General features: G+C 67.1%; 16 protein-coding genes. 11 read left to right on the top strand and 5 right to left on the bottom strand.

Annotated features, from left to right (window positions below; all coding sequences use genetic code 11):
• Positions 1-457: 457 nt before the first annotated feature.
• The 3 genes from adhE to HMPREF1868_RS06105 all read left to right on the top strand — a co-directional run bounded on the left by adhE (position 458) and on the right by HMPREF1868_RS06105 (position 4,657).
• Positions 458-3,079, top strand: a complete 2,622-nt coding sequence (gene adhE, locus HMPREF1868_RS06115; RefSeq protein ID WP_062531300.1) for a bifunctional acetaldehyde-CoA/alcohol dehydrogenase — start codon at positions 458-460, stop codon at positions 3,077-3,079.
• Positions 3,080-3,132: 53 nt separating this feature from the next.
• Positions 3,133-3,909, top strand: a complete 777-nt coding sequence (locus HMPREF1868_RS06110) for a phosphotransferase family protein (protein WP_009279096.1) — start codon at positions 3,133-3,135, stop codon at positions 3,907-3,909.
• Positions 3,910-4,021: 112 nt separating this feature from the next.
• Entirely contained in the window at positions 4,022-4,657 is a 636-nt protein-coding gene (locus HMPREF1868_RS06105; protein WP_062531298.1) for a hypothetical protein, read from the top strand.
• 91 nt (positions 4,658-4,748) lie between these two features.
• On the opposite strand, the gene HMPREF1868_RS06100 is transcribed toward HMPREF1868_RS06105, so the two are convergent.
• The 4 genes from HMPREF1868_RS06100 to HMPREF1868_RS06085 form a co-directional block, all read right to left on the bottom strand.
• A complete protein-coding gene (locus HMPREF1868_RS06100) occupies positions 4,749-5,264 on the bottom strand; it encodes a dihydrofolate reductase (protein ID WP_062531296.1) in 516 nt (171 codons plus the stop codon).
• 10 nt (positions 5,265-5,274) lie between these two features.
• Entirely contained in the window at positions 5,275-6,123 is an 849-nt protein-coding gene (thyA, locus tag HMPREF1868_RS06095) for a thymidylate synthase (RefSeq protein ID WP_062531294.1), read from the bottom strand.
• A gap of 64 nt (positions 6,124-6,187) precedes the next feature.
• On the bottom strand, positions 6,188-6,526 hold the full coding sequence (locus HMPREF1868_RS06090; RefSeq protein ID WP_062531292.1) for a hypothetical protein: 339 nt from the start codon (positions 6,524-6,526) through the stop codon (positions 6,188-6,190).
• A 79-nt stretch (positions 6,527-6,605) separates the two neighbouring features.
• Entirely contained in the window at positions 6,606-7,016 is a 411-nt protein-coding gene (locus HMPREF1868_RS06085) for a (deoxy)nucleoside triphosphate pyrophosphohydrolase (protein WP_062531290.1), read from the bottom strand.
• 84 nt (positions 7,017-7,100) lie between these two features.
• On the opposite strand from HMPREF1868_RS06085, the gene HMPREF1868_RS06080 reads away from it, so the two are divergent.
• Together HMPREF1868_RS06080 and HMPREF1868_RS06075 are read left to right on the top strand one after the other, a co-directional pair.
• Positions 7,101-8,276: a cation diffusion facilitator family transporter gene (locus HMPREF1868_RS06080; RefSeq protein WP_082719566.1), complete on the top strand. Its 1,176-nt coding sequence runs from the start codon at positions 7,101-7,103 to the stop codon at positions 8,274-8,276.
• Between the two features lie 50 nt (positions 8,277-8,326).
• Positions 8,327-9,040, top strand: coding sequence for an acyl-[acyl-carrier-protein] thioesterase (locus tag HMPREF1868_RS06075; RefSeq protein WP_009279105.1), 714 nt, complete (start codon positions 8,327-8,329; stop codon positions 9,038-9,040).
• Here the strand turns inward: HMPREF1868_RS06075 and HMPREF1868_RS06070 are convergent.
• Positions 9,037-9,978: a diacylglycerol/lipid kinase family protein gene (locus HMPREF1868_RS06070; RefSeq protein ID WP_062531288.1), complete on the bottom strand. Its 942-nt coding sequence runs from the start codon at positions 9,976-9,978 to the stop codon at positions 9,037-9,039. The two genes, HMPREF1868_RS06075 and HMPREF1868_RS06070, sit on opposite strands and share 4 nt — an antisense overlap.
• A gap of 103 nt (positions 9,979-10,081) precedes the next feature.
• Between HMPREF1868_RS06070 and rnd the strand changes: the two genes are divergently transcribed.
• The 6 genes from rnd (at position 10,082) to HMPREF1868_RS06040 (ending at position 14,528) form a co-directional block, all read left to right on the top strand.
• Positions 10,082-11,212, top strand: coding sequence for a ribonuclease D (gene rnd / locus HMPREF1868_RS06065; RefSeq protein WP_009279107.1), 1,131 nt, complete (start codon positions 10,082-10,084; stop codon positions 11,210-11,212).
• 108 nt (positions 11,213-11,320) lie between these two features.
• The gene (locus HMPREF1868_RS06060; RefSeq protein ID WP_009279108.1) at positions 11,321-12,019 is read left to right on the top strand and encodes a zinc metallopeptidase; all 699 of its coding nucleotides are present in this window, start codon (positions 11,321-11,323) and stop codon (positions 12,017-12,019) included.
• A complete protein-coding gene (xseA, locus tag HMPREF1868_RS06055; RefSeq protein WP_082719565.1) occupies positions 12,006-13,397 on the top strand; it encodes an exodeoxyribonuclease VII large subunit in 1,392 nt (463 codons plus the stop codon). The genes HMPREF1868_RS06060 and xseA overlap by 14 nt, the downstream gene beginning before the upstream one ends.
• 4 nt (positions 13,398-13,401) lie before the next feature.
• Positions 13,402-13,674: an exodeoxyribonuclease VII small subunit gene (gene xseB, locus HMPREF1868_RS06050; RefSeq protein ID WP_062531283.1), complete on the top strand. Its 273-nt coding sequence runs from the start codon at positions 13,402-13,404 to the stop codon at positions 13,672-13,674.
• A gap of 70 nt (positions 13,675-13,744) precedes the next feature.
• The gene (locus HMPREF1868_RS06045; RefSeq protein ID WP_062531281.1) at positions 13,745-14,101 is read left to right on the top strand and encodes a histidine triad nucleotide-binding protein; all 357 of its coding nucleotides are present in this window, start codon (positions 13,745-13,747) and stop codon (positions 14,099-14,101) included.
• Position 14,102: 1 nt separating this feature from the next.
• On the top strand, positions 14,103-14,528 hold the full coding sequence (locus tag HMPREF1868_RS06040; protein ID WP_062531279.1) for a C-GCAxxG-C-C family protein: 426 nt from the start codon (positions 14,103-14,105) through the stop codon (positions 14,526-14,528).
• The last annotated feature ends 72 nt before the right edge of the window (positions 14,529-14,600 follow it).

Raw genomic sequence — 14,600 nt, 5'->3', positions numbered from 1 at the left:
TTGCCCCCGACGTTCTCTATGCACATCTCTGAAATCGCTTCGGTCCCAACTGGGGTTTTGTGAGCGAGAAGTAAGAGACTTGCATAGAGAACGCCTGCAGGGGCGCGACGGCTTGCATAGAGAACGCACGGTGGGCCGCGACGGCATAGAGAACGCCTGCAGGGGCGCAGCTGCTCGCATAGAGAACGCGCCAGGCGAGAGGGACGCGCGCTCCGTCGCCGCATGGCGTCAGTGGCCTCGTTGCCTTGCGGCCCAATTGCGCCACTGGGCGCCAATTAGGGCCCACTTGTACATCGTTTGATAGACAACCGCAGGTAAAGGTGCAAATCTGAAGCGCTTAGGCCTGTCTTTGCACATATCCCCGCAAGGCTTTTTCGCTATGATTAGGACCGTACGTAGAGCCCTACGTAGACGGCATCACCGATTGCGGTGCCCTACCTCACGCGAAAGGGGAAGCATGGCAAAGGCCGAGAGAGTCATCGACAGCGTCGATGCCCTGGCAGAGCGTATCGCGCAGATGCGCGTGGCCCAGGCCGAGTTCGCAACGTTCACCCAGGAGCAGGTCGACAGGATCTTCTACGAGGCTGCCATGGCGGCCGACAAGGCCCGCATCCCGCTGGCCAAGCTCGCGGTGGAAGAGACCCACATGGGCCTCGTCGAGGACAAGGTCATCAAGAACCACTACGCGGCGGAGTACATCTACAACAAGTACCGCAACACCAAGACCTGCGGCGTAATCTTCGAGGACAAGGCCTACGGCTTCAAGAAGATCGCGGAGCCCATCGGCATCATCGCCGCCGTCATCCCCACCACCAACCCCACCTCGACGGCCATCTTCAAGACGCTGGTCTGCCTCAAGACCCGCAACGCCATCATCATCAGCCCGCACCCCCGCGCCAAGCAGTGCACCATCGAGGCCGCGCGCGTGGTACGCGACGCCGCCGAGGCGGCAGGCCTGCCCAAGGGCATCATCTCGTGGATCGACGAGCCCTCGCTCGCCCTCACCAACGAGCTGATGCACTCCTGCGACACCATCCTGGCAACGGGTGGCCCCGGCATGGTCAACGCCGCCTACAGCTCGGGCAAGCCCGCCCTGGGTGTCGGCCCCGGCAACAACCCCGCCATCATCGACGACTCCGCCGACGTCGAGCTCTCGGTCAACTCGATTATCCATTCCAAGACCTTCGACTATGGCATGATCTGCGCCACCGAGCAGAACGTGATCGTCCTCGACGGCGTCTACGACGCGGTGAAGGCCGAGTTCGAGAAGCGCGGCTGCTACATCCTGAAGGGCGACGAGGCAGACAAGGTCGTCAACCTGGTCATCAAGGACGGCGGCGCGGTCAACGCGGCCATGGTGGGCCAGTCCGCCTACCACATCGCCTGCGAGGCCGGCGTGGACGTTCCCAAGTCCACCAAGGTCCTCATCGGCGAGACCGAGTCCGTCGAGCCCTCCAACCGCTGGGCGCACGAGAAGCTCACCACCATCCTGGGCATGTACCGCGCCAAGGACTTCGACGACGCCATCGCCAAGGCCTCGCGCCTGGTCGCCGACGGCGGCTACGGCCACACGAGCTCCCTCTTCTGCGACACGCGCCAGACCGAGAAGCTCGAGAAGCACCAGAATGCCATGAAGACCTGCCGCATCCTGGTCAACACCCCCGCAGCCCAGGGCGGCATCGGTGACATCTACAACTTCATGATGACCCCGTCGCTCACCCTCGGCTGCGGAACCTGGGGAGGCAACTCCGTCTGCGGAAACGTCGGCGTCGCCAACCTGCTCAATGTCAAGGACGTGGCAGAGAGGCGTGAGAACATGCTGTGGCTCCGTACCCCCGAGAAGGTCTACTTCAAGAAGGGCTGCATGCCCGTCGCCCTCGACGAGCTGGGCACGGTCATGGGCAAGAAGCGCTGCTTCATCGTCACCGACCAGTTCCTCTACAAGAACGGCTTCACCAAGCCCATCGAGGACAAGCTCGACCAGATGGGCATCGTGCACTCCAGCTTCTGGAACGTCGAGCCCGACCCCTCGCTGCAGTCCGCCCTCGAGGGCCTGCAGCAGATGAAGGCCTTCGAGCCCGACGTGATCATCGCCATGGGCGGCGGCTCCGCCATGGACTGCGGCAAGATCATGTGGTCCCTGTACGAGAACCCGGACGAGAAGTTCGAGGACATGTCCGCCGACTTCATGGACATCCGCAAGCGCGTCTACACCTTCCCCAAGATGGGCAAGAAGGCCTACTTCGTGGCCATCCCCACCTCGTCGGGCACCGGCTCCGAGGTCACGCCCTTCGCCATCATCACCGACAAGACCACCGGCGTTAAGTGGCCCATCACCGACTACGAGCTCATGCCCAACATGGCCATCGTGGACACCGACAACATGATGACCCAGCCGCGTGGCCTCACCTCGTCCTCTGGCGTCGACGTCCTGACCCACTGCCTCGAGGCCTACGTGTCGGTCATGGCGTCCGACTACACCGACCCGCTGGCGCTCCAGGGCATGAAGCTCGTCTTCGACTACCTGCCCCGCGCCTACGACAACCCGACCGACGTCGAGGCCCGCGACCACATGGCGAACGCCTCCTGCCTGGGTGGCCTCGCCTTCGCCAACGCGTTCCTCGGCATCAACCACTCCATGGCGCACAAGCTGGGCGCCTTCCACCACATCCCGCACGGCTGGGCCAACGCGGTGATCCTCACGCGTGTCATGCGCTACAACGCGGCCGAGCGCCCCACCCGCATGGGCACCTTCCCGCAGTATGACCATCCCAAGACCCTGCACCGCTACGCCGAGGCCGCCCGCTACTGTGGCGTCACCGGCAAGGACGACCAGGAGGTCTTCGAGAAGTTCGTCGCCAAGATCCAGGAGCTCTTCGACTACGTGGGCGTCCATCGCACCATCGCCGAGTACGGCGTGGACGAGAAGAACTTCCTCGACAACCTCGACGCCATGGTGGAGCAGGCCTTCAACGACCAGTGCACCGGCGCGAACCCCCGCTATCCCCTGATGAGCGAGATCAAGGAGCTCTACCTCGACGCCTACTACGGCCGCGAGCCTAGCTCCTACGAGGACTAGCGCTGCGGGAGGTCGAAGGAAGCAACGATTCGTGACCCACGAGGAGGATCGCAATGAAGCTGTCTGACGGCAAGGTCGAATTGGTGCGTCGTGGCAACAAGGTCGTCTACCACGACGGTGACAGGCTCGTTAAGGTGTTCAACAGCGAGAAGCCCGCGGCCGACGTGTTCAACGAGGCCCTCAACCTCGCGCGCGTCCAGGGCGTGGGCATCCGCGTCCCCGAGGTGCTCGAGGTCTCCCGCGTGGAGGAGGGCGAGCACAAGGGCTCCTGGGCCCTTGCCACCCGCTACGTCCACGGCGTGACGCTGCTCGAGGTCGCCCAGGGCGATCCCGAGGGGAGGGGGCGCTACCTGGAGCAGCTGGTGGACCTCCAGGCGGAGGTCCACTCCTTCGAGGCACCCCTGCTCAACCGCCAGAAGGACAAGCTGGCACGCATGATAGCCAGCTGCAAGGGCATCGACCCCTCCGTGCGCTACGACCTCGAGATGCGCGTCGACGGGATGAAGCCCGGCATGAGGGTGTGCCACGGCGACTTCGTCCCCTCCAACGTGATCGTGAGCGAGGACGGCAACGAGCTCTACGTCTGCGACTGGGCGCACGTCACCGCCGGCCTGCCCGAGCTTGACGCCGCCATGACCTACCTGCTCTTCAGCCTCGAGGACCCCGAGCTCGCCGAGGAGTACCTGGTCATCTACTCGCGGCGTACCGACACGCCCAAGCAGGTCGTGCACTACTGGCTGCCCGTCGTCGCCGCCGCGGAGCTCTCGCGTAACCGCAAGGTCAACGAGGAGAAGCTCGCCGGTATGGTCAACGTGGGCGACTACGAGTAGGCAACGGGGCATGACCCGCCACGTGAGTTAGGGATGCAGGGGACCCGGAGAGCCTTCCGGGTCCCCTGCGCATGACGCCCCAGCAAGGACAAGGCCCGAAGGAAGGGGAGAGATGCGCGCAAAGACCACTCGAAGGGGACTTGCCAGGCTTGCCTGCCTGGCCTTCGCCCTGGTGCTTGCCGTGGGTGCGGGGCTCTCGCTCGCTGGATGCAAGCAGGCGGAGGAGCAGCTCATACGGGCTGGCCTCACGCAAAGCCTGGACGCGCTCAAGAACCCGAGCAGGGAGTCGCTGGAGCCTTACGTGTCGCAGCTGGGGCAGGACGGCGTGAGCAGGCTCGAAGGCTATGGGATCGACGTGTACGACCTTGCCGCGCACGTACTCAAAGGCTTCGACTACCAGCTGGGGGACGTGAGCGTGGATGGTGACACGGCGACCGCCGCCGTGCACGTCAAGGGGCGCGACCTCGCCCCGGCGCTCGAGGCGACCTGGTCGGGCTTTTCCTCCGGCGAGGGGATGGCCGAGCTCGTCTCGACCTACCAGGACGGCGGGGAGGTCGCCATGGCGAAGAAGCTCCTCTCCCGCTTCTACGAGAACCTGGACGCAAGTGACGCCCAGGTCGAGGGTGACGTTACGCTCGACCTGGTGAAGGGCGAGGATGGCTGGCAGCCTACGAAGGACGACGCCCAGAAGGTGGCGGACGTCCTCTTTGGCAACATCGACCTCTCTTCCCTGGAGTCCCTCGTCTAGCCCTGGCGTCTGAGCAGCGAGAGACGGGGCGCGGGCCGAAGACGGTCTGCGCCCCGCATCGTTCGCAACCCGCGCTGTTGGCCAGTGCTGTCTACTCGTCCTCCGCCAGGCCCCGTGGCTCGAGCTGGCGGTAGGTCAGGTACTCGAAGGGGACGCCCGCCGTGGTGACGCCGCCCTCCTCGCGGGACTCGAGCACCCAGCCCGGCCCCTCGTCGAGAGGCGGAAACCAGGCGTCGGCCTCCGCCTCGACGTAGTTCATCGTCACGTAGGCGCGCTCGCACCAGGGCAGGAGCTCCTGGTAGACGCTCTGTCCGCCTATGAGCCAAACCTCGTCGGGAGTCGTGTCCGCGACGAGGCCCAGCGCCTCCTCGATGCCGCTCGCGACCTCCACGCCCTCGGGCAGGCCCCCTGCCCCGCGCGTGAGCACGACGTTGCGGCGTCCCCTGAGGGGGCCACCGGGGAAGCTCTGGAGGGTCTTGCGCCCCATGACGACGGTGCCGCCCATGGTGAGCTCAACGAAGCGGCGCATGTCGGCGCGGTTGCGCACGAGGAGGGACCCGTCGAGGCCGATGCCCCAGCTGGGGGTGACGGAGACTATCGCGTTCATCATGGCTCCCCTAGACCGCGATGGGGATGTTCTTGACTTGCGGACCGTGCTCGTAGTCCTCCACGACGAGGTCGTCGGTGGTGAAGTCGTAGAAGTCGTGCACCTCGGGGTTCAGGCTCACCTTGGGCGCAGGGTGGGTCGGGCGCGAGATGAGCTCCCGCACGATGTCCACGTGGCGGTCGTAGATGTGGGCGTCGGCGATCATGTGCACGAGCTCGCCGGCCACCATGTCGTTGGCCTGGGCGACCATCATGAGCAGGAGCGCGTACTGGCAGACGTTCCAGTTGTTCGCGGCGAGCACGTCCTGGCTGCGCTGGACGAGCAGCATGTTGAGGGTCGGCCTCTCGTCGCCCTCCGCATGGGTCACGTTGTAGATGGCGTTGAAGGCGCAGGGATAGAGGTTCATCTCGCTGAGGTCGCCGAAGGTGTACAGGTTGGTCATGATGCGGCGGGAGTAGGGGTTGTTCTTGAGGTCATAGAGGACGCGGTCCATCTGGTCGAAGTCGCCTTCGGGGTAATGGCTCCTCTGCGCGACCTGATAGCCGTAGGCCTTGCCTATGCTGCCGTCCTCGTCGGCCCACTCGTCCCAGATGTGGGAGTGGAGGTCGTTGATGTTGTTGGACTTGCGCTGGTAGATCCAGAGGACCTCGTCCATGGCGCTCTTGAGGGCGGTCCTCCTCAGGGTGAGGGCGGGAAACTCCTCCCGCAGGTCGTAGCGGTTGCACACGCCGAAGCTCTTGATGGTGTAGGCGGGACTGCCGTCCTCCCAGCGGGGCCGGACCTTCTGGCCCTCGGTGGTGCTGCCGTGCTCGATGATCTGCCTGCACATGCCAATGAAGATGTCGTCGGCCTTGCTCATGCGCGCTCCTCTCGCCTTGCGCCCTGGATTTTGGTTGTGGCGGCACGTCGCCGCCCTCGTTGGCCTAGCCTCGCTGGATGGGGGATGACCCGAGGTCCTGGTCGTCGTGGAGGAGCTCCTCAAGCTCCCGGACGAGCTCCTCGTCGTCTTCGTCGGTCTCCCAGGCATTCCCTCCCGAGCCCTTCATCTGGGCGAAGGCCCTGAATTCCCTGTCGAGGGCGTCACCCACGACTTGGGCGGCGCAGCCACCCAGGTAGGAGAAGACGAGGATGGCCAGCAGGAGGCCCAGGCCGGCTATGACGAGGGGCTTGGCCCCCGAGTTCGCGTTGTCAGGCGAGGTGGTGCCCGAGGCGGTCTCTATGACCTGCGGCCCGCTTTCGGTGACCTGAGCCTGCTCCTCCATGCATACCTCCTCTGTGGGCTGGCTTCCCATGATACCCGAGGCAAGGCGTCACGTCGCATTTCCTCGGGGTGCCCGCAGCCTAGAGATGGCTGGACTCGAAGATGGAGTCCCACATCACGCCCAGCGTCATGATCAGCCCGTGGTCCGCGGGAAGCCAGTCGACGTCGGTGAGCTCGTCCCGGCCCAGCCAGCGGAGCTCGCGGTGCTCGCGAAGGACGGGCTCCTCCCCCTCGGCGAGGCTGCACACGAAGCAGTCCATGTCCAGGTGGAAGCCGGGATACTCGTAGTCGACGCTGTCGAGGTACCAGATGGTGGAGAGCTCGCACCCCAGTTCCTCCCGCACCTCGCGCCTGAGGGCCTCCTCGCGCGACTCGCCCTCCTCCACCTTGCCGCCGGGGAACTCCCATCCCTCCATGCCATGTCCGCGCCGTGCCGCCAGGACCTTCCCGTCGCGTTGGACGATGGCACAGACAACCTTGGTCTTTTCCATTCACGCACCTCCGGGCCCTCGCGATGGGTATCAGTGGTTGGTATGCGGAGCCCATTCGATTCTATAGCGCGGAGGTATCGCGACATGTCAGGGGAGCAGGTCGACTCGGAGGGGGGCCAGGAGCTGAGGACGCTCCTGGAAAGGGACGAGGGCGAGAGGGACCGGATCATCGTTCGCGCGAGCGAGCTGGCCATCGCCGGCAACGTCGTGCTCGCGGCCTTCAAGGCGGTCGTGGGCGCCCTCACGGGCTCCATCGCGATCGCGCTCGACGCGGTGAACAACCTCTCGGACGCCCTGTCCTCGCTCATCACCATCATCGGGACGCGACTTGCCTCCCGTCCGGCCGACAGGCGGCATCCCTTTGGCTACGGCCGCGTGGAGTACCTCTCCGCCATCGTGATCGCGGCAATAGTGCTTGCGGCGGGCGCAAGCTCCCTCAAGGAGTCTGTCGCGTCCATCCTGGACCCCGCGACGCCAGACTACTCTGCGACGTCCCTCGCCATCGTCGCGGCGGCGGTCGTCGCCAAGCTCCTCATGGGAAGACACGCGAGGTCGGTGGGCAGACGCGTCTCTTCCGACGCCCTCGTCGCCTCCGGCACCGACGCATCCATGGACGCGGCCATCTCCGCGACGACCCTTGCGGCCGCCCTCGTCCATCTCGCCACCGGAGCGCGCCTCGAGGGATGGCTTGGCGCGCTCATCTCGGTCATCATCTTCAAGAGCGGCGTCTCCATGCTTCGCGAGACCCTCTCCAAGGTGCTGGGCGAGCGCGTCGACGCCGGCGTCTCGCGTCGCGTCAAGGAGGCAGTAGAGTCCGTCGATGGGGTGCGTGGCGCCTATGACCTCCTGCTGAGCGACTACGGGCCCCAGCGCCTTCAGGGAAGCGTGCATGTGGAGGTGGATGACCGCCTCGCCGCCCCCCAGATTGACGCGCTCTCCCGCGCCATCCAGTCACGGGCGTTCGAGCGATGCGGGGTCATCCTGACCACGGTCGGGATCTATGCGACGAACGATTCGGGGTCGGAGGCCCTGAGGGACCTGCGCGAGGGGGTGGAGCGCATCGTGTGGTCCCACGAGCACGTGGCGCAGATGCACGGGTTCTACGCAAACGAAGAGAGGCACACGGCGCTCTTCGACGTGATCGTCGACTTCGACGACCCTGACAGGATGGGGACCTACGAGGCGATCCGTGCAGAATGCTCCGAGGCATATCCCGACTGGAGCTTCACCGTGGGGCTCGACTCGGACGTTTCGGACTAGGATGGGGGAGTCGTCGCCCGGGGATGGCGACCCAGATGGCGAGGTGCCGCATGTACAGCTTCGATGGCAGGGTGCGTTACAGCGAGTGCGACGAGGACGGGAGGCTGTCGCTCCTGGGCCTTGTCAACTACCTGCAGGACTGCTCGACCTTCCAGTCGCAGAGCCTGGGCATCGGCCTTGACTTCATGGCCGCGCACCACTTCGCGTGGTTCATCTCCGCCTGGCAGATCGAGATTGACGAGCTCCCGCGCTTCTTCGACCCCATCGTGGTCTCCACCTGGGCGTACAGCATGAGGCGCACCCAGGCGGGTCGCTGCTTCACCATCTCCTCGCCCGAGGGGAGGACCTACGTCCAGGCGGACTCGCTCTGGTTCGTGTATGACACCGAGGCAAAGTCACCCGTGCGCATACCGGAGTCCCAGCTGGCATATGCCGAGGACACGCCCCGGCTCGACTTGCCACCCACCAAGAGGAAGCTCGAGGTCGAGGGACCGTACCGAGAGACGCGTCCCGTGACCATCGCCGAGCAGCACCTCGACACGAACCGCCACGTCAACAACGCCCAGTACATCCAGCTTGCCTGCGACGCGCTGGAGGAGCTGGGCGAGGCCTTCGAGCCACGGCGGATCTGCGTGCAGTACCGCCAGATGGCACTTCTGGGGGACCTCGTGGCGCCCCGGGTCCACCGGTGGCAGGACGGCGCCTGCGTTGACCTCTCGGACGGCGGCGAGAGGAGCTACGCCGTGGTCCGGCTCTCTCGCTAGGGGTGCACCGGCGCCCGCTCGCCCTGTGGCCTGTAGCGGCTGAGGCCGTCCACCACCAGCTTGCAGCAGGAGGGGAGGGCCCGCGCCTCGTATTCGGTGACCCCCTCCGTGACCAGCTCGCCATCGATCTGCATGGGCATGGGCTCGCTCGAGCGGACGTGGACCCTCTCGCCTGAGAAGTGCTCGAGGTATGGCCTGCCCAGGTGGCTTCCCGCAGGGTCGACGAGGCTTGCGAACATGGGCCTGAGCAGGTGGACGGCGTCTTCGGTCTCGAGCACGATCACGTCGAGACGCCCGTCGTCCATGCTGCTGTCGGGGACGATCTCCACCTCACCCTGGATCATGGCGCAGTTGGCGACCATGCAGGCGATGCCGTCACGCTCGTGACGCTCGCCATCCACCTCTATGGAGAAGTGTGATACCTGCGGTCGGATGTTCTTCAGCGCCGCCGCGAAGTAGGCCGCCTCCCCCATGCTCTGCTTGTTGGGAACGGCGGCCTGCATGAGGCGGGCGTCGTAGCCTGTCCCGGACATGACGCCGAATCCGCACACGTGTGCGCCGGAGGGGTCCTCCCAGCTCAGCTCGCCGAGGTCGGTGCGCGCCCAGAGGCCGCGCCTGCAGGCCCGGGCGATCGCCGCGGGCTCGGCGGCCGATCCCAGGTTGGCGTGCAGGAGGTTGGCCGTGCCCGAGGGGAACACGCAGCTGAGGACGTCGCGGCCCCTGAGCTCCCAGAGGAGGCCGGACACCGTGCCGTCCCCGCCCGAGAGCACGACGAGGTCGAAGTCCTCCGCGTCCGCGAGGCACTCGCGCCCTCCTCCCGAGCCGGGCAGCACGCGCATCACGCACTCGTCGCCCTGTTCGAGCAGGGCGCGCTCGAACTCGAAGACCGCGTCCGACCCGAAGCCGGAAGCGTTGTTGTGGACTATGAGGCTGCGCATGCTGACCTCCGACGGCCTTGAGTATGATGGTGGGGCCGGCGAGGGGCCGGCCGACGGATACAAATGTATCCGTTTTTGGCGACAAGACATGAATCGAGCGTGCGTGTACATATCTGACGCGGAGGGGCTCGCGCGTTTCTGCGAGCGCGCCTCGGACTCCAAGGTGCTGGCGGTGGACACCGAGTTCCTGCGCGAGAGGACCTACTTTCCCCGGCTCTGCCTGATCCAGGTCGCGACCGCCGACGAGTCGTGTGCCGTCGACCCCATCCTCATCGAGGACCTCACGCCCCTCAGGAGGCTCCTCGAGGACCGCTCCGTCACCAAGGTCTTCCATGCGTGCACGCAGGACCTCGAGGTCATCCTGGACGGCATGGGCTGCGTGCCCGCGCCGGTCTTCGACACCCAGCTCGCCGCTGCCTTCCTGGGGCATCGCCAGCAGATCGGCTACGGTGCCCTCGTCGAGGCCTGCTGTGGCGTGCGCCTGCCCAAGGCGGAGTCGCTCACCGACTGGTCCCGCCGCCCCCTCGACGCCGAGCAGCTGCGCTACGCGGAGGACGACGTGATCTACCTCCCGCGCATCTATGAGCAGATGGTGTCGGAGCTCGCCCGCCGCGACAGGCTGGCCTGGCTCGAGCCCGAGATGCGCTCCCTCACCGACCCCTCGCGCGTCGAGCGCGACCCCAGGGATGCCTACCTGCACCTCAAGCGCTCCAACTCCCTCACCCGCCGCCAGCTCTCCGTCGCGCGCGAGGCCTGCGCCTGGCGCGAGCGGGAGGCGGCGCGCAGGAACATCCCCCGCAAGTGGGTGGTCTCCGACGAGGTGCTCGTCGAGCTCTGCAAGAGGGCGCCCAGGGGCGTGGACCGGCTCAGGCGCATCCGGGGCACCGAGCAGCTCCCCACGCGCGACGCCGAGGAGCTCGTCGCTGCCGTGGGGCGCGGTCTCGCCTGCGATCCCGACGAGATGCCCCTCCGCCCGCACCGCGAGCGCCCCTCGTCCGAGACGGAGAGCGTTCTGGACCTCATGTACTCCCTCCTCAGGCTGGTCTCGGAGCGCAGCGGCGTCGCCGCCCAGCTCATCGCCACGAGGGAGGACCTCCAGGACTACGTCTCTGACCCCGCCTCCTCCAAGCTCTCGCGCTCGTGGAGGGCGGAGCTCCTGGGAAGCCAGCTCTCCCGCCTCCTCTCGGGCGAGATGGGCCTCACCGTCAAGGACGGACACATCGAGCTTCTCTGAGCGACCTTGCCGATTGTGTCCCAGGACTGTCGTAGGATGGGCGCAAGACAGCGCGGGCGGATGGGGTACAAGTGCTCCATGTCACCGATCGGATGGGAGGCAGGTCGTATGCCAATGGGCATGTATTACGGTTACGGTGCGGACCTGGGCTACCTGGGCGTGGTCCTGGTCTCGCTCGTCCTGGGGCTCCTCACCCAGAGCTACATCCAGTCCACCTACAGGAAGTGGTCCAAGGTCCCGTCCACCCTGGGCGCCACCGGGGCTGAGGTCGCCCGCCGCATGCTCGACTCGGGCGGGGCGCATGGCGTGGGCATCACCAGGGTGGAGGGCCACCTCACGGACTACTTCGACCCGCGCGACAACCAGCTGCACCTCTCGGGCGAGAACTACGCGCAGGGCTCGGTCGCCTCGGTCGCCGTGGCCTGTCACGAGGCCGGGCATGCCGTGCAGACCGCCAGGGGCTATGCCTTCGGCAGGCTGCGCTCGGCGCTGGTGCCCGTCGTCAACGTCACCCAGCAGGCGTGGGCGGTCGTCTTCATGCTGGGCGTCTTCCTGAGCCTCTCCGGCCTCGTGCGCCTGGCCATCGCCCTCTTCGCCTTCTCGGTCGTCTTCCAGCTCGTCACCCTCCCCGTCGAGATCGACGCCTCGCGCCGCGCGGTCGCCTACCTCTCGGCGAACGGCCAGGGGCTCGACGGGCGCGGCGCCCGCCAGGTCCTCACCGCCGCGGCGCTCACCTACGTCTCGGCGGCGCTCGTCTCCATCCTGCAGCTCCTCTATCTCCTGGGACGCAGCGGTGACAGGCGCTAGGGAAGGGGCCCTGGAGAGTGGCTCCCAGCCCATCTCCGTGAGCCAGGCGGTGGGGCTTGCCGCCGCGGCGGCGGACGCCATGCCCACCCTGCTCGTCAACGGCGAGGTGACGGGGTTCCGAGGCCCCAACGCCCGCTCGGGCCACTGCTACTTCCAGGTGAAGGACGACTCCTCCGCGATGGACGTCATCGTCTGGCGCGGGAGCTACGCCAAGTCCGGCGTGCGGCTCAGGGACGGGCTCCAGCTCGAGATGCAGGGCAGGTTCAACGTGTACCGGGGGAGCGGCAGGCTCTCGTTCGTGGCGTCGCGCATCAGCGTGGCGGGCGAGGGGCTCCTGCGCCAGCAGGTGGCCCAGCTCGCCCGCAAGCTCGAGGCGGAGGGACTCATGGCCCCGGAGCGCAAGCGCCCCATACCGCGCTTCTGCCAGCGGGTGGCCGTGGTCACCTCCCTCTCGGGCTCGGTCATCGACGACGTGAAGCGCACCCTCGCCCGCAGGAACCCGCTCGTGCAGGTCCAGGTCGCCGGCTGCATGGTGCAGGGGCCTGGGGCCCCCGAGTCCATCATCCGTGCCCTGGGGGTCGCCGCCGCGGCCCGTCCCGACGCGATCCTCCTGGTGCGCGGTGGCGGCTCCTTCGAGGACCTCATGACCTTCAACGACGAGGCGCTCGCCCGCGCCGTCGCCGCCTGCCCCGTCCCCGTCATAACGGGCATCGGCCACGAGCCGGACACGTCCATCTGCGACATGGTGGGCGACCGACGCACCTCGACGCCCACGGCGGCTGCCGAGTCGGTCGCGCCGGGCATCGACGAGGTCGAGCTGCAGATCTCCGAGCGTGCGAAGCGCCTCGTCCGCAGCATGTCCTCGACGCTCGCCCTGAGCGGACAGGCGCTCGACGGGCTGGGGGCGCTCGCCTCGCGCTCTCTCGCCGCTCGCCTCGCCCAGCTCCGCTCGGGGGTCGAGGCCCTGGGCAGCAGACGCTGCCTGAGCGACCCTGCGGCGACGCTGCGCGACCGGGAGCTCCAGCTCGTGCAGACCGAGCAACGCCTGCACGACGCCGTCCCCCGCGGCCTCGCCATCGACGCCGAGCGCACACACAGGCTGGCAGACCGCCTGCGCGTGGGAGGGGAGGGCCTCCTCTCTCCCTTCGACCACCAGACCCTGCGCCTCGCGGCGACGCTCGAGGCGCTCTCGCCCCTCAAGGTCCTCACGCGCGGCTACGCCATAGCCCGCGACGCGCAGGGACATGTCGTGACCGACGCCGCGGGAGTGGGCGCCGGAGACGAGCTGCGCCTCCTGCTCGCGCACGGGAGCGTCGGCGCGCAGGTGACGGACGTAAGCCTTGACACGGCGAGGCAGCTCGCCTCGCGAAAGGAGTAGACCCATGGAAGAGAAGGCATCGTACGCCGACATCGAGCAGCTGAGCTTCAAGGAGGCGTCGATCGAGCTCGAGCAGATCGTGCGCTCCCTCGAGGCGGGTGACCTGGAGCTCGAGGAGTCCCTCAGCCGCTACGGTCGCGGCGTGGAGCTCCTGAAGAGCCTGCGCAAGCGCCTCGCGGAGGCCGAGCAGAAGGTCCAACTGCTCGTGGACTCGACCGAGCCCGCCGTCGTCGCCGACACCACCTCGGCCCCTTCGACGGCCTATCTGGACGAGTAGGAACGGTGTCGGGACGGACGCCCGCTTCCGGGACCCGGTGACAGTGACAGACAAGGGGAGAGGAACTGCCATGGCCATAAAGGACGACTGCATCTTCTGCAAGATCGCCAACCACCAGATCGAGTCCGACTACGTGTACGAGGACGAGCTGGTCTGCGCGTTCAGGGACATGAGCCCCCAGGCGCCGACGCACGTCCTGGTCGTCCCGAAGAGCCACCACGATGACATCCTCGACGGCGTCGACGAGGCGACCCTGGCCGCCCTCGCGCATGCCGTGGGCGAGGTCGCGCGCGCGGAGGGCATCGACAAGACGGGGTTTCGCGTCATCACCAACACGGGAGACGACGCCGGGCAGACGGTCCACCACCTGCACCTCCACGTCCTGGGCGGGGAGTCCCTGGGCGAGGGCCTGATCGCGAGGTCCTAGCGTGCCCTCGCATGAGGAGGCGGCCGCCGAGCGACACTCCCGCGGCTACAACTGCGCCCAGGCGGTGGCGTGCAGCTTCGCCGACGAGCTGGGCATGGACGAGGCCTCCCTCTTCAGGGCTGCCGAGGGACTGGGGCTTGGCATGGGCGGCATGCAGGCCACCTGTGGTGCCGTCGCGGGTGCGTGCATGGTTGCCGGCCTCCTCAACAGCACGGGCGATCTGGACCATCCCAACAGCAAGGCATCCACGTACCGTCTCTCGCGTCAGATTGTGGAGCGATTTGGCGAGGCAAACGGATCGACCACCTGTCGCGAGCTCAAGGGGGTGGGGACGGGAACGGTGCTCGCGCCCTGCACGAAGTGCGTCAGCGACGCGGTGAGAATCGCCGAGGATGTGCTCCGGGAGGCGCGCACGCGCCAGGCCTAGCCCGTGACGTCCTCCCATGGCTGGCGGAGGGCTATGATAGAGAGAGTTTGTGCCGATTGGGCACACCGCCTC

This window comes from Olsenella sp. DNF00959, assembly GCF_001553055.1.
Lineage (GTDB): Bacteria > Actinomycetota > Coriobacteriia > Coriobacteriales > Atopobiaceae > Olsenella_I > Olsenella_I phocaeensis.
Note: the sequence above shows the minus strand (reverse complement) of the source record. Positions and strands in the feature narration are given on the sequence as shown.